The organism is Streptomyces barringtoniae (assembly GCF_020819595.1).
In the GTDB taxonomy this organism is placed as follows: Bacteria; Actinomycetota; Actinomycetes; order Streptomycetales; family Streptomycetaceae; genus Streptomyces; species Streptomyces barringtoniae.
In genome coordinates this window covers 1-16,974 of the sequence record NZ_JAJHNP010000011.1, presented here as the reverse complement: position 1 = coordinate 16,974, position 16,974 = coordinate 1, and the positions used below count along the sequence as shown (strand labels likewise).

16 protein-coding genes and 2 pseudogenes are annotated in these 16,974 nt (G+C 72.1%); 10 read left to right on the top strand and 8 right to left on the bottom strand.

From position 1 onward, the window contains the following. Nucleotides 1-80 precede the first annotated feature (80 nt). Nucleotides 81-1,253, top strand: a complete 1,173-nt coding sequence (locus LMU33_RS20920) for a PP2C family protein-serine/threonine phosphatase (protein WP_249814064.1) — start codon at nucleotides 81-83, stop codon at nucleotides 1,251-1,253. Here LMU33_RS20920 and LMU33_RS20915 read toward each other — a convergent pair. Further along, complete coding sequence (locus tag LMU33_RS20915; RefSeq protein ID WP_308280798.1) at nucleotides 1,250-1,714, bottom strand: ATP-binding protein; 465 nt, start codon at nucleotides 1,712-1,714, stop codon at nucleotides 1,250-1,252. The two genes, LMU33_RS20920 and LMU33_RS20915, sit on opposite strands and share 4 nt — an antisense overlap. A 124-nt stretch (nucleotides 1,715-1,838) precedes the next feature. Here LMU33_RS20915 and LMU33_RS20910 point away from each other — a divergent pair, with 124 nt between their 5' ends. The 5 genes and pseudogenes from LMU33_RS20910 (at nucleotide 1,839) to hemC (ending at nucleotide 7,068) form a co-directional block, all read left to right on the top strand. Further along, nucleotides 1,839-2,603, top strand: coding sequence for an IclR family transcriptional regulator (locus LMU33_RS20910; protein ID WP_228622024.1), 765 nt, complete (start codon nucleotides 1,839-1,841; stop codon nucleotides 2,601-2,603). A gap of 44 nt (nucleotides 2,604-2,647) precedes the next feature. Then, on the top strand, nucleotides 2,648-4,153 hold the full coding sequence (glpK, locus tag LMU33_RS20905; RefSeq protein ID WP_228622023.1) for a glycerol kinase GlpK: 1,506 nt from the start codon (nucleotides 2,648-2,650) through the stop codon (nucleotides 4,151-4,153). 84 nt (nucleotides 4,154-4,237) lie between these two features. Further along, nucleotides 4,238-4,528 (top strand): annotated as a pseudogene (locus tag LMU33_RS20900) (MFS transporter); the annotation flags it as partial. 396 nt (nucleotides 4,529-4,924) lie between these two features. After that, entirely contained in the window at nucleotides 4,925-5,881 is a 957-nt protein-coding gene (locus LMU33_RS20895; RefSeq protein WP_228622284.1) for an ATP-dependent DNA ligase, read from the top strand. A gap of 251 nt (nucleotides 5,882-6,132) precedes the next feature. After that, on the top strand, nucleotides 6,133-7,068 hold the full coding sequence (hemC, locus tag LMU33_RS20890; RefSeq protein ID WP_228622022.1) for a hydroxymethylbilane synthase: 936 nt from the start codon (nucleotides 6,133-6,135) through the stop codon (nucleotides 7,066-7,068). A 104-nt stretch (nucleotides 7,069-7,172) separates the two neighbouring features. Here the strand turns inward: hemC and LMU33_RS20885 are convergent, their stop codons facing one another. The 4 genes from LMU33_RS20885 to LMU33_RS20870 form a co-directional block, all read right to left on the bottom strand. After that, nucleotides 7,173-7,697: a hypothetical protein gene (locus tag LMU33_RS20885; RefSeq protein WP_228622021.1), complete on the bottom strand. Its 525-nt coding sequence runs from the start codon at nucleotides 7,695-7,697 to the stop codon at nucleotides 7,173-7,175. 191 nt (nucleotides 7,698-7,888) lie between these two features. Further along, nucleotides 7,889-8,749: an ABC transporter permease gene (locus tag LMU33_RS20880; protein WP_228622020.1), complete on the bottom strand. Its 861-nt coding sequence runs from the start codon at nucleotides 8,747-8,749 to the stop codon at nucleotides 7,889-7,891. After that, nucleotides 8,709-9,626 carry an ATP-binding cassette domain-containing protein gene (locus LMU33_RS20875; protein ID WP_228622019.1) on the bottom strand — a complete coding sequence of 306 codons (918 nt, stop codon included), beginning with the start codon at nucleotides 9,624-9,626 and terminating at the stop codon, nucleotides 8,709-8,711. Before LMU33_RS20875 ends, LMU33_RS20880 begins: the two co-directional genes overlap by 41 nt. Before the next feature lie 470 nt (nucleotides 9,627-10,096). Next, on the bottom strand, nucleotides 10,097-10,582 hold the full coding sequence (locus LMU33_RS20870) for a MarR family winged helix-turn-helix transcriptional regulator (protein ID WP_228622018.1): 486 nt from the start codon (nucleotides 10,580-10,582) through the stop codon (nucleotides 10,097-10,099). Nucleotides 10,583-10,834: 252 nt separating this feature from the next. Between LMU33_RS20870 and LMU33_RS20865 the strand changes: the two genes are divergently transcribed. Then, nucleotides 10,835-11,626 carry an RNA polymerase sigma factor SigF gene (locus LMU33_RS20865; RefSeq protein WP_228622017.1) on the top strand — a complete coding sequence of 264 codons (792 nt, stop codon included), beginning with the start codon at nucleotides 10,835-10,837 and terminating at the stop codon, nucleotides 11,624-11,626. A 39-nt stretch (nucleotides 11,627-11,665) separates the two neighbouring features. On the opposite strand, the gene LMU33_RS20860 is transcribed toward LMU33_RS20865, so the two are convergent. Beyond that, nucleotides 11,666-11,980 carry an ANTAR domain-containing protein gene (locus tag LMU33_RS20860; protein WP_228622016.1) on the bottom strand — a complete coding sequence of 105 codons (315 nt, stop codon included), beginning with the start codon at nucleotides 11,978-11,980 and terminating at the stop codon, nucleotides 11,666-11,668. Nucleotides 11,981-12,108: 128 nt separating this feature from the next. Between LMU33_RS20860 and LMU33_RS20855 the strand changes: the two genes are divergently transcribed. After that, nucleotides 12,109-12,918: a VOC family protein gene (locus LMU33_RS20855; RefSeq protein ID WP_228622015.1), complete on the top strand. Its 810-nt coding sequence runs from the start codon at nucleotides 12,109-12,111 to the stop codon at nucleotides 12,916-12,918. Between the two features lie 26 nt (nucleotides 12,919-12,944). Here the strand turns inward: LMU33_RS20855 and glgX are convergent, their stop codons facing one another. Together glgX and LMU33_RS20845 are read right to left on the bottom strand one after the other, a co-directional pair. Continuing rightward, nucleotides 12,945-15,098 (bottom strand): glycogen debranching protein GlgX, encoded by a 2,154-nt coding sequence (glgX, locus tag LMU33_RS20850; protein ID WP_228622014.1) that lies wholly within the window; start codon nucleotides 15,096-15,098, stop codon nucleotides 12,945-12,947. A gap of 128 nt (nucleotides 15,099-15,226) precedes the next feature. Beyond that, nucleotides 15,227-15,718, bottom strand: a pseudogene (locus tag LMU33_RS20845) (pep a2); the annotation flags it as partial. A 327-nt stretch (nucleotides 15,719-16,045) separates the two neighbouring features. Here LMU33_RS20845 and LMU33_RS20840 point away from each other — a divergent pair. Together LMU33_RS20840 and LMU33_RS20835 are read left to right on the top strand one after the other, a co-directional pair. After that, a complete protein-coding gene (locus LMU33_RS20840) occupies nucleotides 16,046-16,345 on the top strand; it encodes a DUF5133 domain-containing protein (RefSeq protein ID WP_228622012.1) in 300 nt (99 codons plus the stop codon). A gap of 106 nt (nucleotides 16,346-16,451) precedes the next feature. Beyond that, nucleotides 16,452-16,974, top strand: a 523-nt coding sequence (locus LMU33_RS20835; protein WP_228622011.1) for a maltotransferase domain-containing protein, incomplete at its 3' end; no start/stop codon positions are given.

The window sequence follows — 16,974 nt, the reverse complement described above, 5'->3', positions numbered from 1 at the left end:
GCCTCCCTCACCCAGCCCGTTCGATTGATGAAACGGACATTCCGGGTGTGAACCCCGTACAGGCGAGGACTACGGACGAGATGCTCCAGGCCCGAGAGCATGGCGGCGACCATGCACCGACGCGGCTGTTCAGGAACTGTGTGGCCGAAGCGCGGGATCCGGGTCACCGGTGTGCTGCCGGGCAGCTGGCCGCCGGGCTTCCGGTGCTGGTCGTGGCCGTCGTCGCGCTCGTCGACGTCGCCGTGGACGGGGGGCTGGTCTGGCTGCCGCTGCTGGCCGTCTGCCCCGCTCTGGCGGCCGCCACCAACGGGCCGCGCGGTGTATTGGGCGTCGGACTGCTCGCCGTGGCGACGGGCGCGGCACTGGGCATGGGCCACGGGGTACCGGCCGGCGAACTGGCGGGCGTGCTCGCCGCCCTGCTGGCCGTCACCGCGGCGAGCGGCCTGGCCGCCGCGCTGCGTGGCCGTCGTGAGCGGGTCCTCGCCGCCGTCCGCTCGGTCGCCGAGGCCGCCCAGCACGCGCTGCTCCAGCCGGTCCCGGACACCATCGGCCCGTTCCAGGTGGCCGTCCGCTACAGTGCCGCGGCGGCGGAGGCGCGGATCGGCGGCGACCTCTACGCCCTGGTGCCCACGCCCTACGGGATCAGGCTGATCGTCGGCGACGTGCGCGGCAAGGGGCTGCCCGCCGTGCGGACCGCCGCCCTGGTGCTGGGGGTGTTCCGTGAGGCCGCCTACGACGAGCCCGACCTGCTCGACGTCGTCGCGAGGATCGAGCGGAGCCTGGCGCGCGACCTGGGTCCCGACGACTTCGTCACCGCCGTGGTCGCGGGACACCCCGAGTCGGGACACCTGGAGATCGTCAACTGCGGACACGCGGCGCCGCTGCTGATATCCGGCTCCGGGGAGGTCGCGGCGGTGGAGCCCACCCATCCCGCTCCGCCCCTCGGGCTGCGGGCCCTCTCGGGCCAGAACCCCCGCCTGCAGCGGCTGCCCTTCGCGGTCGGGGACCAGTTGCTGCTGTACACCGACGGGGTCACGGAGGCCCGCGATCACGCACGCGACTTCTATCCGCTGGCCGACGGGGTGTCCCGCCATGTCTGCGACGAGCCGGCGCGCACGCTCACCGCGCTCCATGACGAGCTGCTGGGGCATGTGGGCGGCCGGCTGCACGACGACGCCGCCCTGCTCCTGCTCCGCAAGCGGACCGCGGACGAGCCGGAGTGCGTGCCGTCATGGTGCGAGGCCGCACTCTAGTGCGCGCCGAGTTCGGCCCAGCGGGTGACTCCGTCGAGGTGGGTGCGTATGCCGTGGCGAGTCGCCAGGGCGTGGACGATCGTCTCGCCCCTGCCGTGCTCGTCGGGGTCGACTCCGAGGCACGGGCCCACCGGCAGGGCGGGTCCGCCGTCCGTGACCTCGACGCGCAGGCTGCTGCCACCGTCGCCCCGCACCCACGACAGCCGGAGCACGGCCGGCGGCCGGGCGTGCACGAGCGCGTTGGTGACGAGCTCCGACACCACGAGCAGCGCGTCCTCGACAAGGTGCGGACACACGCTCCAGTCCGCGAGGACCGCCGCCGCACGACGCCGTACGGCCGAGACGGCGCCGGCGACGGGCGGCACCGGACACACGTGTTCATATGCCGCCTGAACCAGTGTCTTGAGCTGTGCCGCCATGGTCTCTCCCAGTGGTGCGTACGGCCGGTCCAGCGCCGTCATGCCGGCGTGTTCCGGACTCGCATGCACGCTATGGACACAAATCCGGCCGGTCAATGAACAGCGGTCGGCATTACCGAACGCCCTCCCGCGGGCACGGCGTCCGTGCGGGTAATAGGCTCGCTTCATGGCCGGCCCAGTCCAGTCGATCGAACGGGCGGCGGCGATTCTGCGTCTGCTCGCCGGTGGGCCCCGACGACTCGGTCTCGGTGAGGTGGCGGCCTCGCTCGGGCTCGCGAAGGGCACCGCCCACGGCATTCTGCGCACGCTCCAGCACGTGGACTTCGTGGAGCAGGACGCGGCGACCGGGAAGTACCAGCTCGGAGCCGCCCTGCTGCACCTCGGCACCAGCTACCTCGACGTCAACGAGCTGCGCTCGCGCTCGCTCAACTGGGCCGACGCCCTGGCCGCCCGCAGTGGGGAGGCGGTACGCCTGGGCACCCCCCTGGAGGGCAGCGTCCTCGTCGTCCACCACGTGTTCCGGCCGGACGACACCTTCCAGACCCTGGACGTGGGCGCGCTGCTGCCCCTGCACGCCTCCTCGCTCGGCAAGGTACTGCTGGCCTACGGGACCGCGAGCGTCGAGCCGGTCGACCGGGAGCTGGAGGCGTACACCCGGCACACCCTGGCCGACCCCGAGCGGCTCGCCCGGGCGCTCGCGGAGGTCAGGGAACTCGGATGGGCCGCCGAGGTCCAGGAAATGAGCATGGGCGAGGCCGGAATCGCCGCGCCGATCCGCGGGCACGGCGGCCTCGTCGTCGGCGCCATCGGGCTGTCGGGGCCGGTCGAGCGGATCTGCGACGGCCAGGGACGCCCCCGCCCGAATCTGATCACACTGCTCCGTGAAGCCGCACGGGCGATATCCAGAGACCTGGGAGCCGCCCGCTGGTAAGCCAGGACAGCCGCCCCTCGATCCGTCGGAAGGCAGACCCGATCATGGCTGAACGGTATGTAATGTCCATCGATCAGGGCACCAACTCCACCCGATGCATCCTGTTCGACCACCGTGGGCGGCTGGTCTCGGTCGCGCAGAAGGAACACCGGCAGCACTTCCCCAGGCCCGGCTGGGTCGAGCACGACGCCGTGGAGATATGGCAGAACCTGCGGCACATCGTGCCCGAGGCGCTCTCCGACGCCGGTGTGGACAAGGGGCAGGTCACCGCCATCGGCCTGGCCAACCAGCGCGAGACGACGGTGCTGTGGGACCGGCGGACCGGCGCCCCGCTGGGCCGGGCGATCGTCTGGCAGGACACCCGCACGGCGCCGCTCGTCGACGAGCTCGGACAGCGGCCCGGGGAGGCGTTCTTCCTCGAGCGGTGCGCTCTGCCGCCCTCCACCTATTTCTCCGCGCTGCGGATCCGGTGGCTGTTCGACCACGTCAAGGGGGTCGAACAGCGCGCCAGGGACGGCGAGGTGCTGTTCGGCACGATGGAGAGCTGGCTGATCTGGAATATCACCGGGGGCGCCGACAGCGGCCTGCACGTCACCGACGCCACCAACGCCAGCCGCACCATGCTGATGAACATGCGCACGCTCACCTGGGACGACGAGCTGCTGGCCTTCTTCGGGGTGCCCCGCGCGATGCTGCCCGAGATCCGGTCCTCCGCGGAGACGTACGGCGAAGCCCGCTCACTGCTGCCCGGGGTCGCGATCACGGCCGCACTCGGCGACCAGCAGGCCGCCCTCTTCGGCCAGACCTGTTTCTCCCCGGGCGAGGCCAAGTGCACCTACGGAACGGGCAGCTTCCTGCTGCTCAACACCGGCAGCGAGCTGGTGCGGTCCCGGCACGGGCTCCTCACGACCGTCGCCTACCAGATCGGGGACCGGCAGCCGGCCTACGCCCTGGAAGGGTCGATCGCCATCACCGGCGCACTCGTCCAGTGGTTCCGGGACCGCCTGGGCCTGATCAACAGCGCCCCGGAGATCGAGACCCTCGCGCGGACGGTCGAGGACAACGGCGGCTGCTACATCGTCCCCGCGTTCTCGGGTCTGTTCGCACCCCGCTGGCGCAGCGACGCGCGCGGGGTCATCGTCGGCCTCACCTCCTACATCACCAAGGGCCACCTGGCGCGTGCCGTCCTCGAGGCCACCGGATGGCAGACACGGGAGGTCGTCGACGCCATGAACGCCGACTCCTCGGTCTCGCTTCAGCAGCTCAAGGTGGACGGGGGCATGACCGCGGACAACCTGCTCATGCAGTTCGTGGCCGACGTGCTCGACGTACCCGTGGTGCGGCCCATGGTCGCCGAGACGGTCTCACTGGGCGCCGCCTACGCGGCCGGCCTCGCCGCCGGCTACTGGCCCGACCTGGAGGTGCTGCGCCGCAACTGGCACCGGGCCGCCCAGTGGCTGCCCGCCATGGACCCCGAACTGCGGGAGTCGGAGTACGACAACTGGCAGCGGGCCGTCGAACGGTCCCTGGGCTGGGTTCGACGGCCGTAGGCGCGCTGAGCCACATCAACTCGCTCGACTCACGTAAGTCCTGAATGGGGATCCGCCCGCTCGCTGCAGAAGCGCTCAGGGAGGGGCGCGGTGCCGCCGTCGGAGACGGCCGCCGCGAACAGCCTCAACACGCTGATGCGCTCCATCGGCACGTCGGTGGCCAGCGCGGTCGCCGGGGTGGTCCTGTCGCAGCTGACGATCAGCCTCGGCGGCCACGCGCTGCCGTCCGAGAACGGCTTCAAGGCCGTCATGGCGATCGGCGCGGGCGCGGCACTCCTGGCCTTCGCCCTCGCCTCGTTCCTCCCCCGGCCCCGCCCGGCCACTGCGGCTCCCGCACCGGCGTCTGCGGAGCCGTCGGCGGAGACGGTCGGCTGAGACAGGCCGGTCGGCTGAGACGGGCTCAGGCGGCCGAGGCTGGCCCGTAGATGGCCTTGTGGGGCCGGCTTGTGGCCGTACGAGGTCGGCATGTGGACGGCGGAAGAAGACCGTACGGCCCTGCTCCCCCCGGCCACGGCTCCCTTTGCCCGGCGACCGGTCCGGGCGCACGGCCGGCCCCGGGCCGGGCATCCCTCGCAGCGTCGGCGCTCGCCGCCCCGCAATGTTCTGCCGCAACCGTCCGGTCCGGCGATGTCCGCTGTCGCGCAGCGGGCTTCGAGCTGCCAGGCGGTGCGGGCCCGTTCAGGGGAACCGGGGCCCGAAGGCGCGTGAGGGGGCCGGGGGCGGTCGAGATCTTCAGCCGTGACCGCCGTACCCCTGCCGCTCATCGCGCCGATGCTCGCCACTCCCGGCACGCTGCCGCCCGCCGCCCAGGACCAGCGGTGGGCGTACGAGACCAAGCAGGACGGCCAGCGGGTCATGGTCTACCTGCCCGGCGACGGCAGCCTGCTGCTGCGTGCCCGCTCGGGCGAGGACATCACCGCGGCCTATCCGGAACTGCGGCCGCTCGGCGGCGCGCTGGGGCCCGTGCCTGCCGTGCTGGACGGCGAGGTGCTGGCCCTCGACGAACAGGGCCGGGGCGACTTCCAGTTGCTGCAGAGCCGGATGGGCCTGGCGCACGCCCCCGCGCGGGCCGCACGCCGGGCCGCGCAGGTGCCGGTGCACCTGGTGCTGTTCGACGTGCCGTACTGCGAGGAGTCCCTGCTGCGGCAACCGTACGCACGGCGGCGGGCCCGACTGACCGAGCTGGGCCTGGCCGGACCGTACTGGTCGACTCCGGGTGCGGTGACCGGGCACGGCGCCGAGGCCCTCGCGGCGACCCGGGAGCACGGCCTGGAGGGTCTGGTGTGCAAGCGGCTTGACTCGGTGTACGAGCCCGGGGTGCGCTCGCGCGCATGGATCAAGATCCGGAACATGCGCGCCGAGGACGTGATCGTCGGCGGCTGGCTGCCGGGCAAGGGGCGGCTGAGCGGGCTGCCCGGCGCGGTGCTGGTCGGTCAGCGCGACGCGGACGGCCGGCTGAGGTACGTCGGCGGGGTGGGCACCGGCTGGAGCGAGGCCGAGCGGACGGAGTTGGCCGCGCTGCTGCGGGACACGGCGAGCGAACGGTGCCCCTTCGATCCGGTGCCGCGCGTCCCGGGCGCCCGCTGGGTGCTGCCCCGGCTGGTCGGCGAGGTCAGCTACAGCACCCGTACCCGGGCCGGCCTCCTGCGCCAGCCGTCCTGGCTGCGACTGCGACCGGACCTCACCCCGGAGGACTCCGCGGCGGACCTGCCGGAGGGCTTCGGCTGAGGAGACACGCCGCCGCGCTGCCGCTCTCCTCGGCCGGCAGCTGGCTGGAAGCCGTTCGGGGAGACCGTGGTGTTCGACCCGTTCCTGCGCGGGATCGTGGAGGCCGAGCGTGCGGCCGACCCCGCCGGGCCGGTCCGGATCACCGGCCCACGGTCGATCCGTCCATGGGCCGGGACTCCAACTCCCGGCGGCGCACCGACTTCCGAGTGGGCCCCGACCGGGGGTCGGGCCGGAGGGTCTATCGTGTCCCCATGTCCGTCCCGGAATTGATCCGAATCGTCTCCCGCGACTCCCCCATGGCCCTGGCCCAAGTCGAGCGGGTGCGCGCCGAGTTGGCCGTACTTCACCCCGGTGTGCGCACCGAGGTGGTGCCGGTGAAGACCACCGGCGACAAGTGGCTCGGCGATCTGTCGAAGGTCGAGGGCAAGGGGGCGTTCACCAAGGAGGTCGACGCGGCCCTGCTGGCCGGGGAGGCCGATCTCGCGGTGCACTGCGTCAAGGACGTGCCCGCAGACCGGCCGCTGCCCGCCGGGACGGTGTTCGCCGCCTTCCTGAAGCGGGACGACATCCGGGACGCGCTGGTTCACCCGGGCGGGCTCACCCTGGACGAACTGCCGGCCGGTACCCGGATCGGCACCTCCGCGGTGCGCCGGGTGGCCCAACTCTCCGCCACGCACCCGCACCTGGAATGCGTGCCGTTCCGCGGCAACGCCAATCGCCGGCTGGAGAAGCTGGCCGCCGGGGAGGCGGACGCGCTGCTGCTGGCCATGTCCGGTCTGGAGCGGATCGGCCGGACGGACGCGATCAGCGAGGTGCTGTCGCCGGACGAGATGATGCCGCCGATCGGTGCGGGCATCCTCGCGCTGCAGTGCCGGGAGGACGACAGCGATCTGATCGACGCCGTGAGCGGACTCGGTGACCCGGACACGCATCGCGAGGCGACCGCCGAGCGGATGTTCCTGCACGTGCTCCAGGGCCACTGCAACAGCCCCATCGCCGGGTACGCGCGCGTGGACCGCGGCGGGGAACTGTCCCTGCGGGCCTGTGTCTTCACTCCGGACGGCAAGACACGTCTGAACGCCCACGAGTGGGCGGGCCGGCTCGACCCCGCCACGCTCGGCACCTCGGTCGCGGTGGCGCTGCTGCGGCAGGGCGCGCGGGAGATCATCGACGGCATCCCGCACTGACCACACTTTCCGTACCGACCACACCGGCCGTACTGACCCCACGGGCCGGCACGGGGGTCGTACGACGGCTCCGTCCCGGACCCGCGGCGGCCCGGTCGCCCGCGTCAGGCGGTACCGGGCTCCGTCTGGTCCTTCAGGAAGGCGCTGACCTGGTGGGCGAGGCTGTGCTGCCCGGCGGACGCGGGGGCGGACGCCGTGGTCGCCTCCAGGACGCCGATGCCGCCGGTCCACAGCCGGCGGTCGGCCCACTCGTCCTCCACCCGCAGCTGCACCTGCACGTCCACGTGACTCAGGGCGGCCTCGGGGGCCGCGGCGTAGAGCACGGCGGTGGCCCGGCGCAGCGGGTAGACGTCGAAGCCCTCGATGAACTGGGAGTTGCGCCAGTCGATGAACGCGCCCTCCCCGTCGGGGCCGACGCGGACGTCGATCTGGCCGTCCTCCAGATGGATGCTGTAGGGCTGTGCGCCGCGGTTCTCGACCGTCACCCGGACGGTGAAGTACGTCAGCCCGCCGGCTGCGTCGTCGCGTCCGCGCGGAGGCTCCGCGGCCTCCAGACGGTGGACGCGGACCCGCAGACCGGCATGCTCGTCGTACTCCTGCCAGTCCCCGACCACGTTCGGCTCGTACACAGTGCCCCTCTCGACCTCCGAGAGCTGCTGTCTATCTGTGCGCTGAGCGCACTGTCAAATGAGCGGAATGCGCTGTGGCCAGCGGGTTCGCCCGCTTTGATCGCTGATCAAGCGCTGCCCAGGAAGAATCCCCGCACGGCGGCTCCGGAGGGGGTACGGGTGCGTGCCGCACATCACGTCCACGGGCAAGATCATCGGGCCAGGCGGCCGAGCAACGAGGAGGCCGCGGCGATGCCGAGGGCGGCGGCCACCGCCAGGACGGCGAAGTCGGCGCCGAGGTGGGCGGGCGTGCCGAGGAGCAGGCCGCGCAGGGCGTCGACCTGGTAGCTCAGCGGGTTCACCCTGCTCACGGCCTGGAGCCAGCCCGGCATCACCGAGACGGGGTACAGGGCGTTGGAGCCGAAGAACAGCGGCATGGTGATGGCCTGCCCGAAGCCCATCAGCCGGTCGCGGCTGAGCACGATGCCGGCGATGGTCATCGACAGACAGGAGAAGAACGCGGAGGCGAGTACGACGGCGACGGCGACGCCGAGCAGCTTCAGCGGGTTCCAGGTGAGGGCCACGCCGAGCACGGCGGCGATGACGATCACTACGATCGCCTGGATCAGCGACTTCACCCCGGCGGCGAACGCCTTGCCGGTGATCAGTGCCGAGCGCGGGGTCGGGGTGACGAGGAGCTTGTTCAGGATGCCCGCGTCGCGCTCCCAGATGATCTGGATTCCGTAGAAGATCGCGATGAACATCGCCGACTGGGCGATGATGCCGGGCGCCATGAAATCGATGTACGGCACGCCGCCGGTGGGAATCGCCCGGATCCGGGTGAAGGTCTGACCGAAGATCAGCAGCCACAGGGCGGGCTGGACCGCGCGGGTGTACAGCTCGGTGCGGTCGTGCCGCAGCTTCTGCAGCTCGACGGCGCACATGGCGACGACCCGGGCGGGCAGCAGCCGCCAGCCGGCGCGTGGCACGGGCGGGCTGAGCAGCAGGGCGGTGTCGCTGCCGGGGGTGCGGTCAGCCGACTCGGCGCGCGGTGCGGCGGGTGCTGCGGACATCGCGGAAACCTCCTCCGGAGTGGTCGTCGAGGCCGCTGCCGGCGACGTCGCGGAAGACGTCCTCCAGTGTGGGCAGGGCGTCGCTGCCCCGGCGTTCGGCGAGGCCGCGGCGCAGCTCGGCAGGGGTGCCGAGGGCGCGGATGCGGCCGCGGTGCATCAGGCCGACCCGGTCGCAGTACTGGTCGGCCTCGTCCATGTAGTGGGTGGTGACCAGGACCGTCATGCCGGTGGCCGCGCGGACGGCGTTGATGTGCTCCCAGACGCCGGTGCGGGCGATCGGGTCGAGCCCGATGGTCGGCTCGTCGAGGATCAGCAGGCGGGGCGCGCTGACCAGAGCCTGCGCCAGCTCCAGGCGGCGGACCATGCCGCCGGAGTAGGTGCCGGCGAGCCGGTCGGCGGCGTCCGTGAGGCCGACGGCGGCCAGCGCCTGGGCGACCCGTTCGGCGCGCTCGCGGCGGGGCACGTCGAAGACACGGGCGAACAGGGCGACGTTCTCCCGGCCGGTGAGCCCGCTGTCGGCGGACAGCTGCTGCGGGACGTAGCCGAGCAGCCGGCGCACCGCCATCCGTTCCCTGGCCGCGTCGTGCCCGAAGACACCGACCAGGCCGGCGGGGACGGGCAGCAAGGTGGTGATGCACCGGATCGCGGTGGTCTTCCCGGCACCGTTGGGCCCGAGCAGCCCGAAGACCTCCCCCTCCCGGACGACCAGGTCGAGCCCGTCGACGGCGCGGGTGTCGCCGAAGGCGTAGACGAGCCGGGTACAGCTGACGGCGTCGACGACCGGGGCGGGGGCGGCCGCGGGGCACGCGGTTTCGACGGCTGCATCGCCGGAGTCGGCGGATCCGGGGTCCGCACCGACGGTTCCGGCGGAGCGCACGGCTGCGGCGGAGGCACCGGAAGCCTCAGCGGACGTGCCAGGGGGTGTGTCGGTACCGATGCCCTGAGCGGGCGCGTCGGCACCCTCGGCAGAATCGGCAAACCGACCCACGGCTCCCGCGGAACCGGCGCCTGCGGCGGACGCACCGAGAGCCCCAGTGGACGCGCCAGGGATCGCGCCGCCACCAACGGCCTCGGCGGGTGCACCGGCGGCTGCCGCCGAGGCATCAGGGCTGTCGGCAGCGTCCGTGAAGGCGTCAGGGGCACCGGCGGCACCCACGGAGGCCCCGGCAGCGTCGGCGGCTCCCACGGAGGCGCCAGGGTTGCCTGCAGTCTCGCCGGATGCGCCGGTGCCGGCTGTGGTGCTCGTTGCATCGCCGAGGCTGTCCGTGGTGCCGGCGGCGTCTTCCGGGGTTGCTGCGGTGTCCCTCGTCATGGCCTGCGGACCTCCGTCGTGATCGTCGGCCTCCGTCATGGTTCCTCGGTCTCCTCGTGCAGGCCGGCCGCCAGCCTGCGCAGCGCCGGCAGGGCGGCGCGCAGGGCCTCCCGGTCGGTGTCGTCGAGGCGGGACACGTGCCGGCCGACCAGTTCGGCCCGTCGCCGCTTCCAGTCGCCGAGCCGCTTCCCGGCGGCCGCGGTCAGCTGCAGCCGGGCCGCGCGCCGGTCGGCGGGGTCGGTCTCGCGGAGCAGATATCCGGCCCGGACCAGCTGGTTGACCAGGGTCGACACGGAGTTGCCGGCCAGGTGCAGTGCCCTCGCCGCGTCCGAGATGCCGATGCCGGGCCGGGACCCGACCAGCCGGAGCAGCTCCACCTCGGCACCGCGCAGCCGGGGTTCGCTCAGCCCGTCGCGCAGCCGCCGCCGGATCAGCCGCTGGATGCGCACCAGCGTGTCCGCCAGCTCCTCCGGGAAGGTCTGCGACTCCGTTGCCGCTCGCTGCGCCGTCTCGGGTTCCACACCAGAAGCTTACCTCTGTTACAGAGGTAATTCCCGTCAAGAGGAGCTCAAGACCAGTCCGACTTACACCCCATTTGTACTTAATTGTTTTGTGATGTCCGGGACGGGGAAAGCGAAGGGCAGTGCTTCGGACCGGAGGCACCATCCGTGGGAGTCGGCATCTAGCCGGACGCCCCGCTTCCCATTTCCCCGGTCCGAGCGCGCCTCCCACGGTGTCTGTACATCCAGCACCTGCTGAGAGAGGTGCGCGTTATGCGTGTCACCGGCAGCACCACCTCCCATCCCCACGACGACGCCCCCGACACGGCGGACTCCTTCGAGCGGCTCGCGAAGCTGCCCGACGGCCCCGAGCGGCGGGCGCTGCGTGATGAACTGGTCCAGTTGTGGCTGCCCATGGCCGAGCGGATCGCCGTACGGTTCCGCGGCCGTGGGGAGACCCTGGAGGACCTGTACCAGGTGGCCGCCCTCGGCCTGGTAAAGGCCGTCGACCACTACGACCCCGGGCGTGGCCGTGCCTTCGAGGCGTACGCCGTGCCCACCATCACCGGTGAGATCAAGCGCCACTTCCGCGACCACATGTGGACCCTGCACGTGCCGCGCCGGGTGCAGGACCTGCGCAACCGGGTCCGCTCCGCCGGCAAGGAACTGGCCCAGAGCACCTCGGGGCGCCCGCCCACCGTGGCGGAGATCGCCGCCCACACGCGGCTCACCGAGGACGAGGTCCGCACCGGCATGGAGGCCCTCGAGTGCTTCTCCGCGCTGTCCCTGGACGCCGAGGTGGCCGGCACCGACGGCTACGCCCTCGGGGACTCCCTGGGCGGACCCGACCCCGGATACGACCTGGTGATCGACCGGACCGCCGTCAGGCCCTGTCTCGAGGCGCTGCCGGAACGCGAGCGCATCATCCTCTACCTGCGCTTCTTCCGCGGGATGACACAGAGCCGGATCGCCCAGCAGCTGGGCATCTCGCAGATGCACGTCTCCCGGCTGCTCAGCAGCTGCTTCGACCGACTGCGCGAGGAACTGCTCGCCGAGGCCCGCTGATTCACGCCGGCCCGCCGTACGGCCGGCACGCCCCGAAACTCACTCCTCCGAGGTCCCGGGCACCTGAGTGGGACCGTACCGGTCCAGGGCGTCCTCCAGCTCCGCGCGGACGTCGGGGGGAATGTCGCCGCGGCGGCCCCAGATGAGGATGAGCTCCGCGATGTTGCGCAGCTTGATGTTGGTGTGCTGGGAGACCTCCCGCAGCACCTCCCAGCCCTCGTCCGGGGTCACCCTGCCCAGGGCCACCACCATCCCTATCGCCTGGTCGACGACCGCGTGGGAGACCACGGCCTCCTTCATCTGGTCGACCTCGGCCTGCAGCTCGGAGATCCGGTCGGGCTCGTTCGCTCCCATGCCCCCCATCGTGCTCGTCGGCCTGCGCCGATGCCACCGGGGGTACTCGGCAGGCATCCACCCCCTTCCGGTTGGACACTGGTGCGAGAGCGGTGGCCGCCCGGCCCCGAGAGCAGGACGCGACTGACATGAACCACAACGCCCCCGTCAGTGGTGGACCGCGGAGACGAGACGTCGTCTCCACGCACTCCGTCTTCGGCGCCCCGTGCTGGGTGAGTCTGACCAGCCGTGACCTCGGGGCCACCCAGGACTTCTACTCGGCCGTCCTCGGCTGGCGCTGGCGCGGCGCGAAACTCGGCGAGCACTTCCGTATCGCCCTGGCGGACGGGGTGCCGGTGGCCGGGATCGCCGCCGTCGCGGCCATGTGGCAGATGGCCGTGGCCTGGACGCCGTACTTCGCCGTGCCGGACGCCGACGTGGCGGTGTCCCGGGTCCGCGAGCGCGGCGGTACGGCGGCCGTCGGACCGCTGTCCTTCCCGCCGGGCCGCGCCGCGCTGCTCGCCGACCGGGACGGGGCCACCTTCGGCATCTGGCAGGGGGAGCTGGTCGCCAACTGGGAGGCGTGGCGGCGGGCGGCACCCACGTTCATCCGGCTGCACACCCGCGACGCCTTCGACGCCGCGATGTTCTACGGCGAGATCCTCGACTGGGCGTCCGGGCTGCCGGGCTGCTGCGAGGTGGAGTACGAGGCCGGTGAGGTCGTGCTGCGCAGCCAGGGCGACATCGTGGCACGCATCGACTCGGGCGCGGTGGAGTCGGCGCCCGATCCCTCCGTCCGGCCGCACTGGCAGATCCACTTCGCGGTCGCGGACGTCCCGGGCTGCGCCCGGGCGGCGGAGAAGCACGGCGGCAGCGTGCTGAGCGAGGACGAGCACGAGGCGATCCTCCGCGACGCCGACGGGGCCCAGTTCACCGTGACTTCACGCCGGGTGCGCTGAGCGGGCCGTCTTCCGCGGACAGCCGCTCAGTGCGCCGTGCGCGCCACCCGTGACGGGCGCGACAGCAGAACGAGACTGCGGGCCTCCACGCGAAGCCTCGTGCCGGCCTTGCGTTCGCGTTCGTCGGGGATGCCGTCCGGGTCGGCCGTGTCGATCAGGGTCGTCCAGCGCTCGCCGAAGGTGTCGTCGGGCAGGCGGAAGTCGACCGGTTCCCAGTAGCCGTTGACGAGCAGCAAAAAGGAGTCGTCGACCATCCGGCGCCCCTGGGCGTCGCGTTCGGCGATGGCGTCACCGTTGAGGAACACCCCCACCGAGTGCGCGTCCCCGCGCTGCCAGTCCCGGGCGGTCATCTCACGGGCGTCGGGCCTGAGCCACATCAGGTCGGGCAGCGGCTGCCTGGCGTTGGTCGCGGTCTCGCCGCGGAAGAAGCGGCGCCGCCGCAGCACGGGGTGCCCGGCGCGCAGGGCGATCAGGTGCCGGGTGAACTCCGCGAGGGCCTGCTGCTCGTCCGTCAGCTCCCAGTCGATCCAGGAGATCTCGTTGTCCTGGCAGTAGGCGTTGTTGTTGCCCTGCTGGGTGCGGCCGAGCTCGTCGCCGTGGCAGAGCATCGGGATGCCCTGCGAGAGCAGCAGCGTGGCCAGCAGGTTGCGCTGCTGCCGGGCGCGCAGTTCGAGGACCGCCGGGTCCTTGGTGGCGCCCTCCGTGCCGCAGTTCCAGGACCGGTTGTGGCTCTCGCCGTCCCGGTTCTCCTCCCCGTTGGCCTCGTTGTGCTTGTCGTTGTACGACACCAGGTCGCGCAAGGTGAAACCGTCGTGCGCGGTGACGAAGTTGACGCTCGCGCGCGGCCGGCGCCTGCTGTGCTGGTACAGGTCGGAGGAGCCGGTCAGCCGGGAGGCGAACTCGCCGAGCGAGCCGGGCTCGGCCCGCCAGAAGTCCCGTACGGCGTCCCGGTACCTGCCGTTCCACTCCGACCACAGCGGCGGGAAGTTGCCGACCTGGTAGCCGCCCTCCCCCACGTCCCAGGGCTCGGCGATGAGCTTGACGCGGCTGATCACCGGGTCCTGCTGGATCAGGTCGAAGAACGCCGAGAGCCGGTCCACCTCGTGGAACTGCCGGGCCAGCGTGGCCGCGAGGTCGAAGCGGAAGCCGTCGACGTGCATCTCGGTGACCCAGTACCGCAGCGAGTCCATGATCAGCTGGAGCACGTAGGGGTGCCGCATCAGCAGGCTGTTTCCGGTGCCGGTGGTGTCGTAGTAGTGCGCCCAGTCGCCGTCGACCAGGCGGTAGTAGGACGCGTTGTCGATGCCCCGGAAGGACAGTGTGGGGCCCATCTCGTTGCCCTCGGCGGTGTGGTTGTAGACCACGTCGAGGATCACTTCGAGGCCGGCCGCGTGCAGCGCCTTCACCATGGCCTTGAACTCGTTGACCTGCTGGCCGAGGGTGCCGAAGGCGGCGTAGGCGTTGTGCGGGGCGAAGAAGCCGATGGTGTTGTAGCCCCAGTAGTTGGACAGGCCGCGGTCCTGGAGCACGCCGTCCTGCACGAACTGGTGCACCGGCATCAGTTCCACCGCGGTCACGCCGAGCGAGGTCAGGTGCTCGACGACGGCGGGATGGGCGAGCCCCGCGTAGGTGCCGCGCAAGCGCTCGGGGACGTCGGGGTGGCTTCGGGTCAGGCCGCGCACATGGGCCTCGTAGATCACCGAGTCCGCGTACGGCGTCCGGGGCGGACGGTCGTCGCCCCAGTCGAAGTAGGGGTCGGTGACCACGCCCAGCATGGTGTGCCCGGCGCTGTCGGCGGGGGCGGGGCCGTCCGGGGCGCGCTCGTACAGCGAGGCGTGGTTGTCGATCCGGCCGTCCAGGGCGCGGGCGTACGGGTCGAGCAGCAGCTTCGCCGGATTGCACCGGTGACCCAGCGAGGGCTGCCAGGGGCCGTACACCCGGTAGCCGTAGCGCTGACCCGGCGCGATGCCGGGCAGGTAGGCGTGCCAGACGAATCCGTCGACCTCGTGCAGCCGGACGGGAGTCTGCTTGCCGGCATCGTCGACGAGGATCAGCTCGACCCGCTCGGCCACCTCGCTGAACAGGGCGAAGTTGGTGCCCTGTCCGTCGAAGGCGGCACCCAACGGGTAGGGCTGCCCGCTCCAGACGGGCAGCCCTTTCCTTGTCCTGCGGGCGGTCACCGGCTGCCCTCCAGGGCGTCGGCCGGCACGGCGATCGCCTCGTCCGGACCGGCGGCCGGCGCGGCCACCGCATCATCCGGACCGGCAGCCGGCGCGGCGGTCGGCACGGCTGCCGGCGCGCCCAGCGCGTCGTCCATGGCGCCCGCCGGCGCGGTCAGCACCACCACCCGCTCCTCGCGCGGCACCTGCAGCCCCTGCCGCAGCGTCGGCTCGGGGGCGGTCGGCACCAGCGGGACGCGCTGACCGGCGCGGGCCCGCTGCGAGAACCAGATGATCTTGCTGCCGGTCTCCGAGGCGCAACAGCCCCAGCCGTCGCTCATGGCGGCGATGTCCGCCAGGCAGGACCGCAGGTCCTGGTCGGGGCGCAGGTCCGGGTCGTCGTCGCCGAAGGCGGTGATGAGGTGCTGTCCGTTCCACCACATCTCGATCGACGTGTGCTTGTCGGAGGCGTGCTGGTCGATCGCCCGCAGCAGCAGTTCGGCGCCGCGGCAGACGGGGTCCGCGAGGTTCTCGAGGTCCCAGTAGCGGAGGTGGGCGGCCAGGATGCGGCTGACCTGACCCACCCGTTCCGGGCTGACTTCCACATCGAGGTGGTAGTAGCAGGGCACTGCGGTCTTCATCGTCGCTTGCTCCTCACCGGCGAAGCTCTCGCTCCCCTCGCCCGTCCGGGAGAGATCCCGGATGCCCGTCCGGGAGGGATCCCGGACACATAGCGTGAGCGCTGATCGCTTCTGAGTCACCTCCACGGTGACGGCGCTACGCCATTCGTGCAACACGAGGGTCCGACACACATCCGTCGTTGAAGATCCAACAAGACGCTGCGTCGTCGTCCGTGCACCATAAGTGAAAGCCTCGATCGCCGTAACGGTGCCGTGCCCTTCCGCGCGCGGACACCACCCGACCGTCGGGAACGCGCCCAGTCGAGAGCGTGGAAGGTGAAGAGGGCAATGCTGCTACCCGCCAAGGCCGAAGTGGCCCGGGCGTTGCGGCGTTACCGGGCGTGGGAGCGCGTGATGCTCGCCTCGCCCCACGACCGCACGGTCCGGGCCACCTTCGAGGACTCGGGCTACACGCTGTGCGTACTGATGGGCAAACGCTGCGCCCGCGAGGCCGCGGACGCCGCCGAACGCTATCTGCGCACCAATCTGGTCACCTACCTGCGCGAGCAGGACGGACGGCCGCGGCCGCGCCGATCGGCCAGAAGAGCGCCGCCACCGGAGCGGCGTTCCACGGCGCCAAGCCCCTGACCTGGCACCGTACAAGGCGTTCCCCCGGGGCCGGCGTGAGTCGGCCCCTCTCGGATCGCGAAGCCGGGCCGGGTGCCCGGCTTCGCGCACGGCGGAGGTGAGATACATGCGCAGGACCCCGGCCATCGGCCGCGTCCCGGTACGTGACGTCCGGCCGGCCGTGGAGTGCGGCAGGCGCCCGGCGAAAGCGGTGGCCGGTGAGACCTTCCAGGTCACGGCCACCGTGTTCCGTGAAGGGCACGATGCCGTGGGCGCCAATGTGGTCCTGCGCGATCCGAAGGGCCGCCGTGGCCCGTGGACGCCGATGCGGGAGCTGTCCCCCGGCAGTGACCTGTGGGGTGCCGACGTCACCCCGGACATGACGGGCCGCTGGACCTTCCGGGTGGAGGCGTGGAGCCATCCGCTGGCGACCTGGCGGCACACCGCCTCGGTCAAGGTGCCGGCCGGGATCGACGTCGGGCTGGTGCTGGAGGAGGGCGCCGAGCTGTACGAGCGCGCGGCCGCCGGAGTGCCGAAGGGCCCGGAGCGAAACGTTGTCCTCGCCGCCGCACACGCCCTCGGCGACGACTCCCTGCCGGTGCACGAGCGCCTGGAGTCGGCCCTGTCGCCCGAGGTGGACGCGCTGCTGA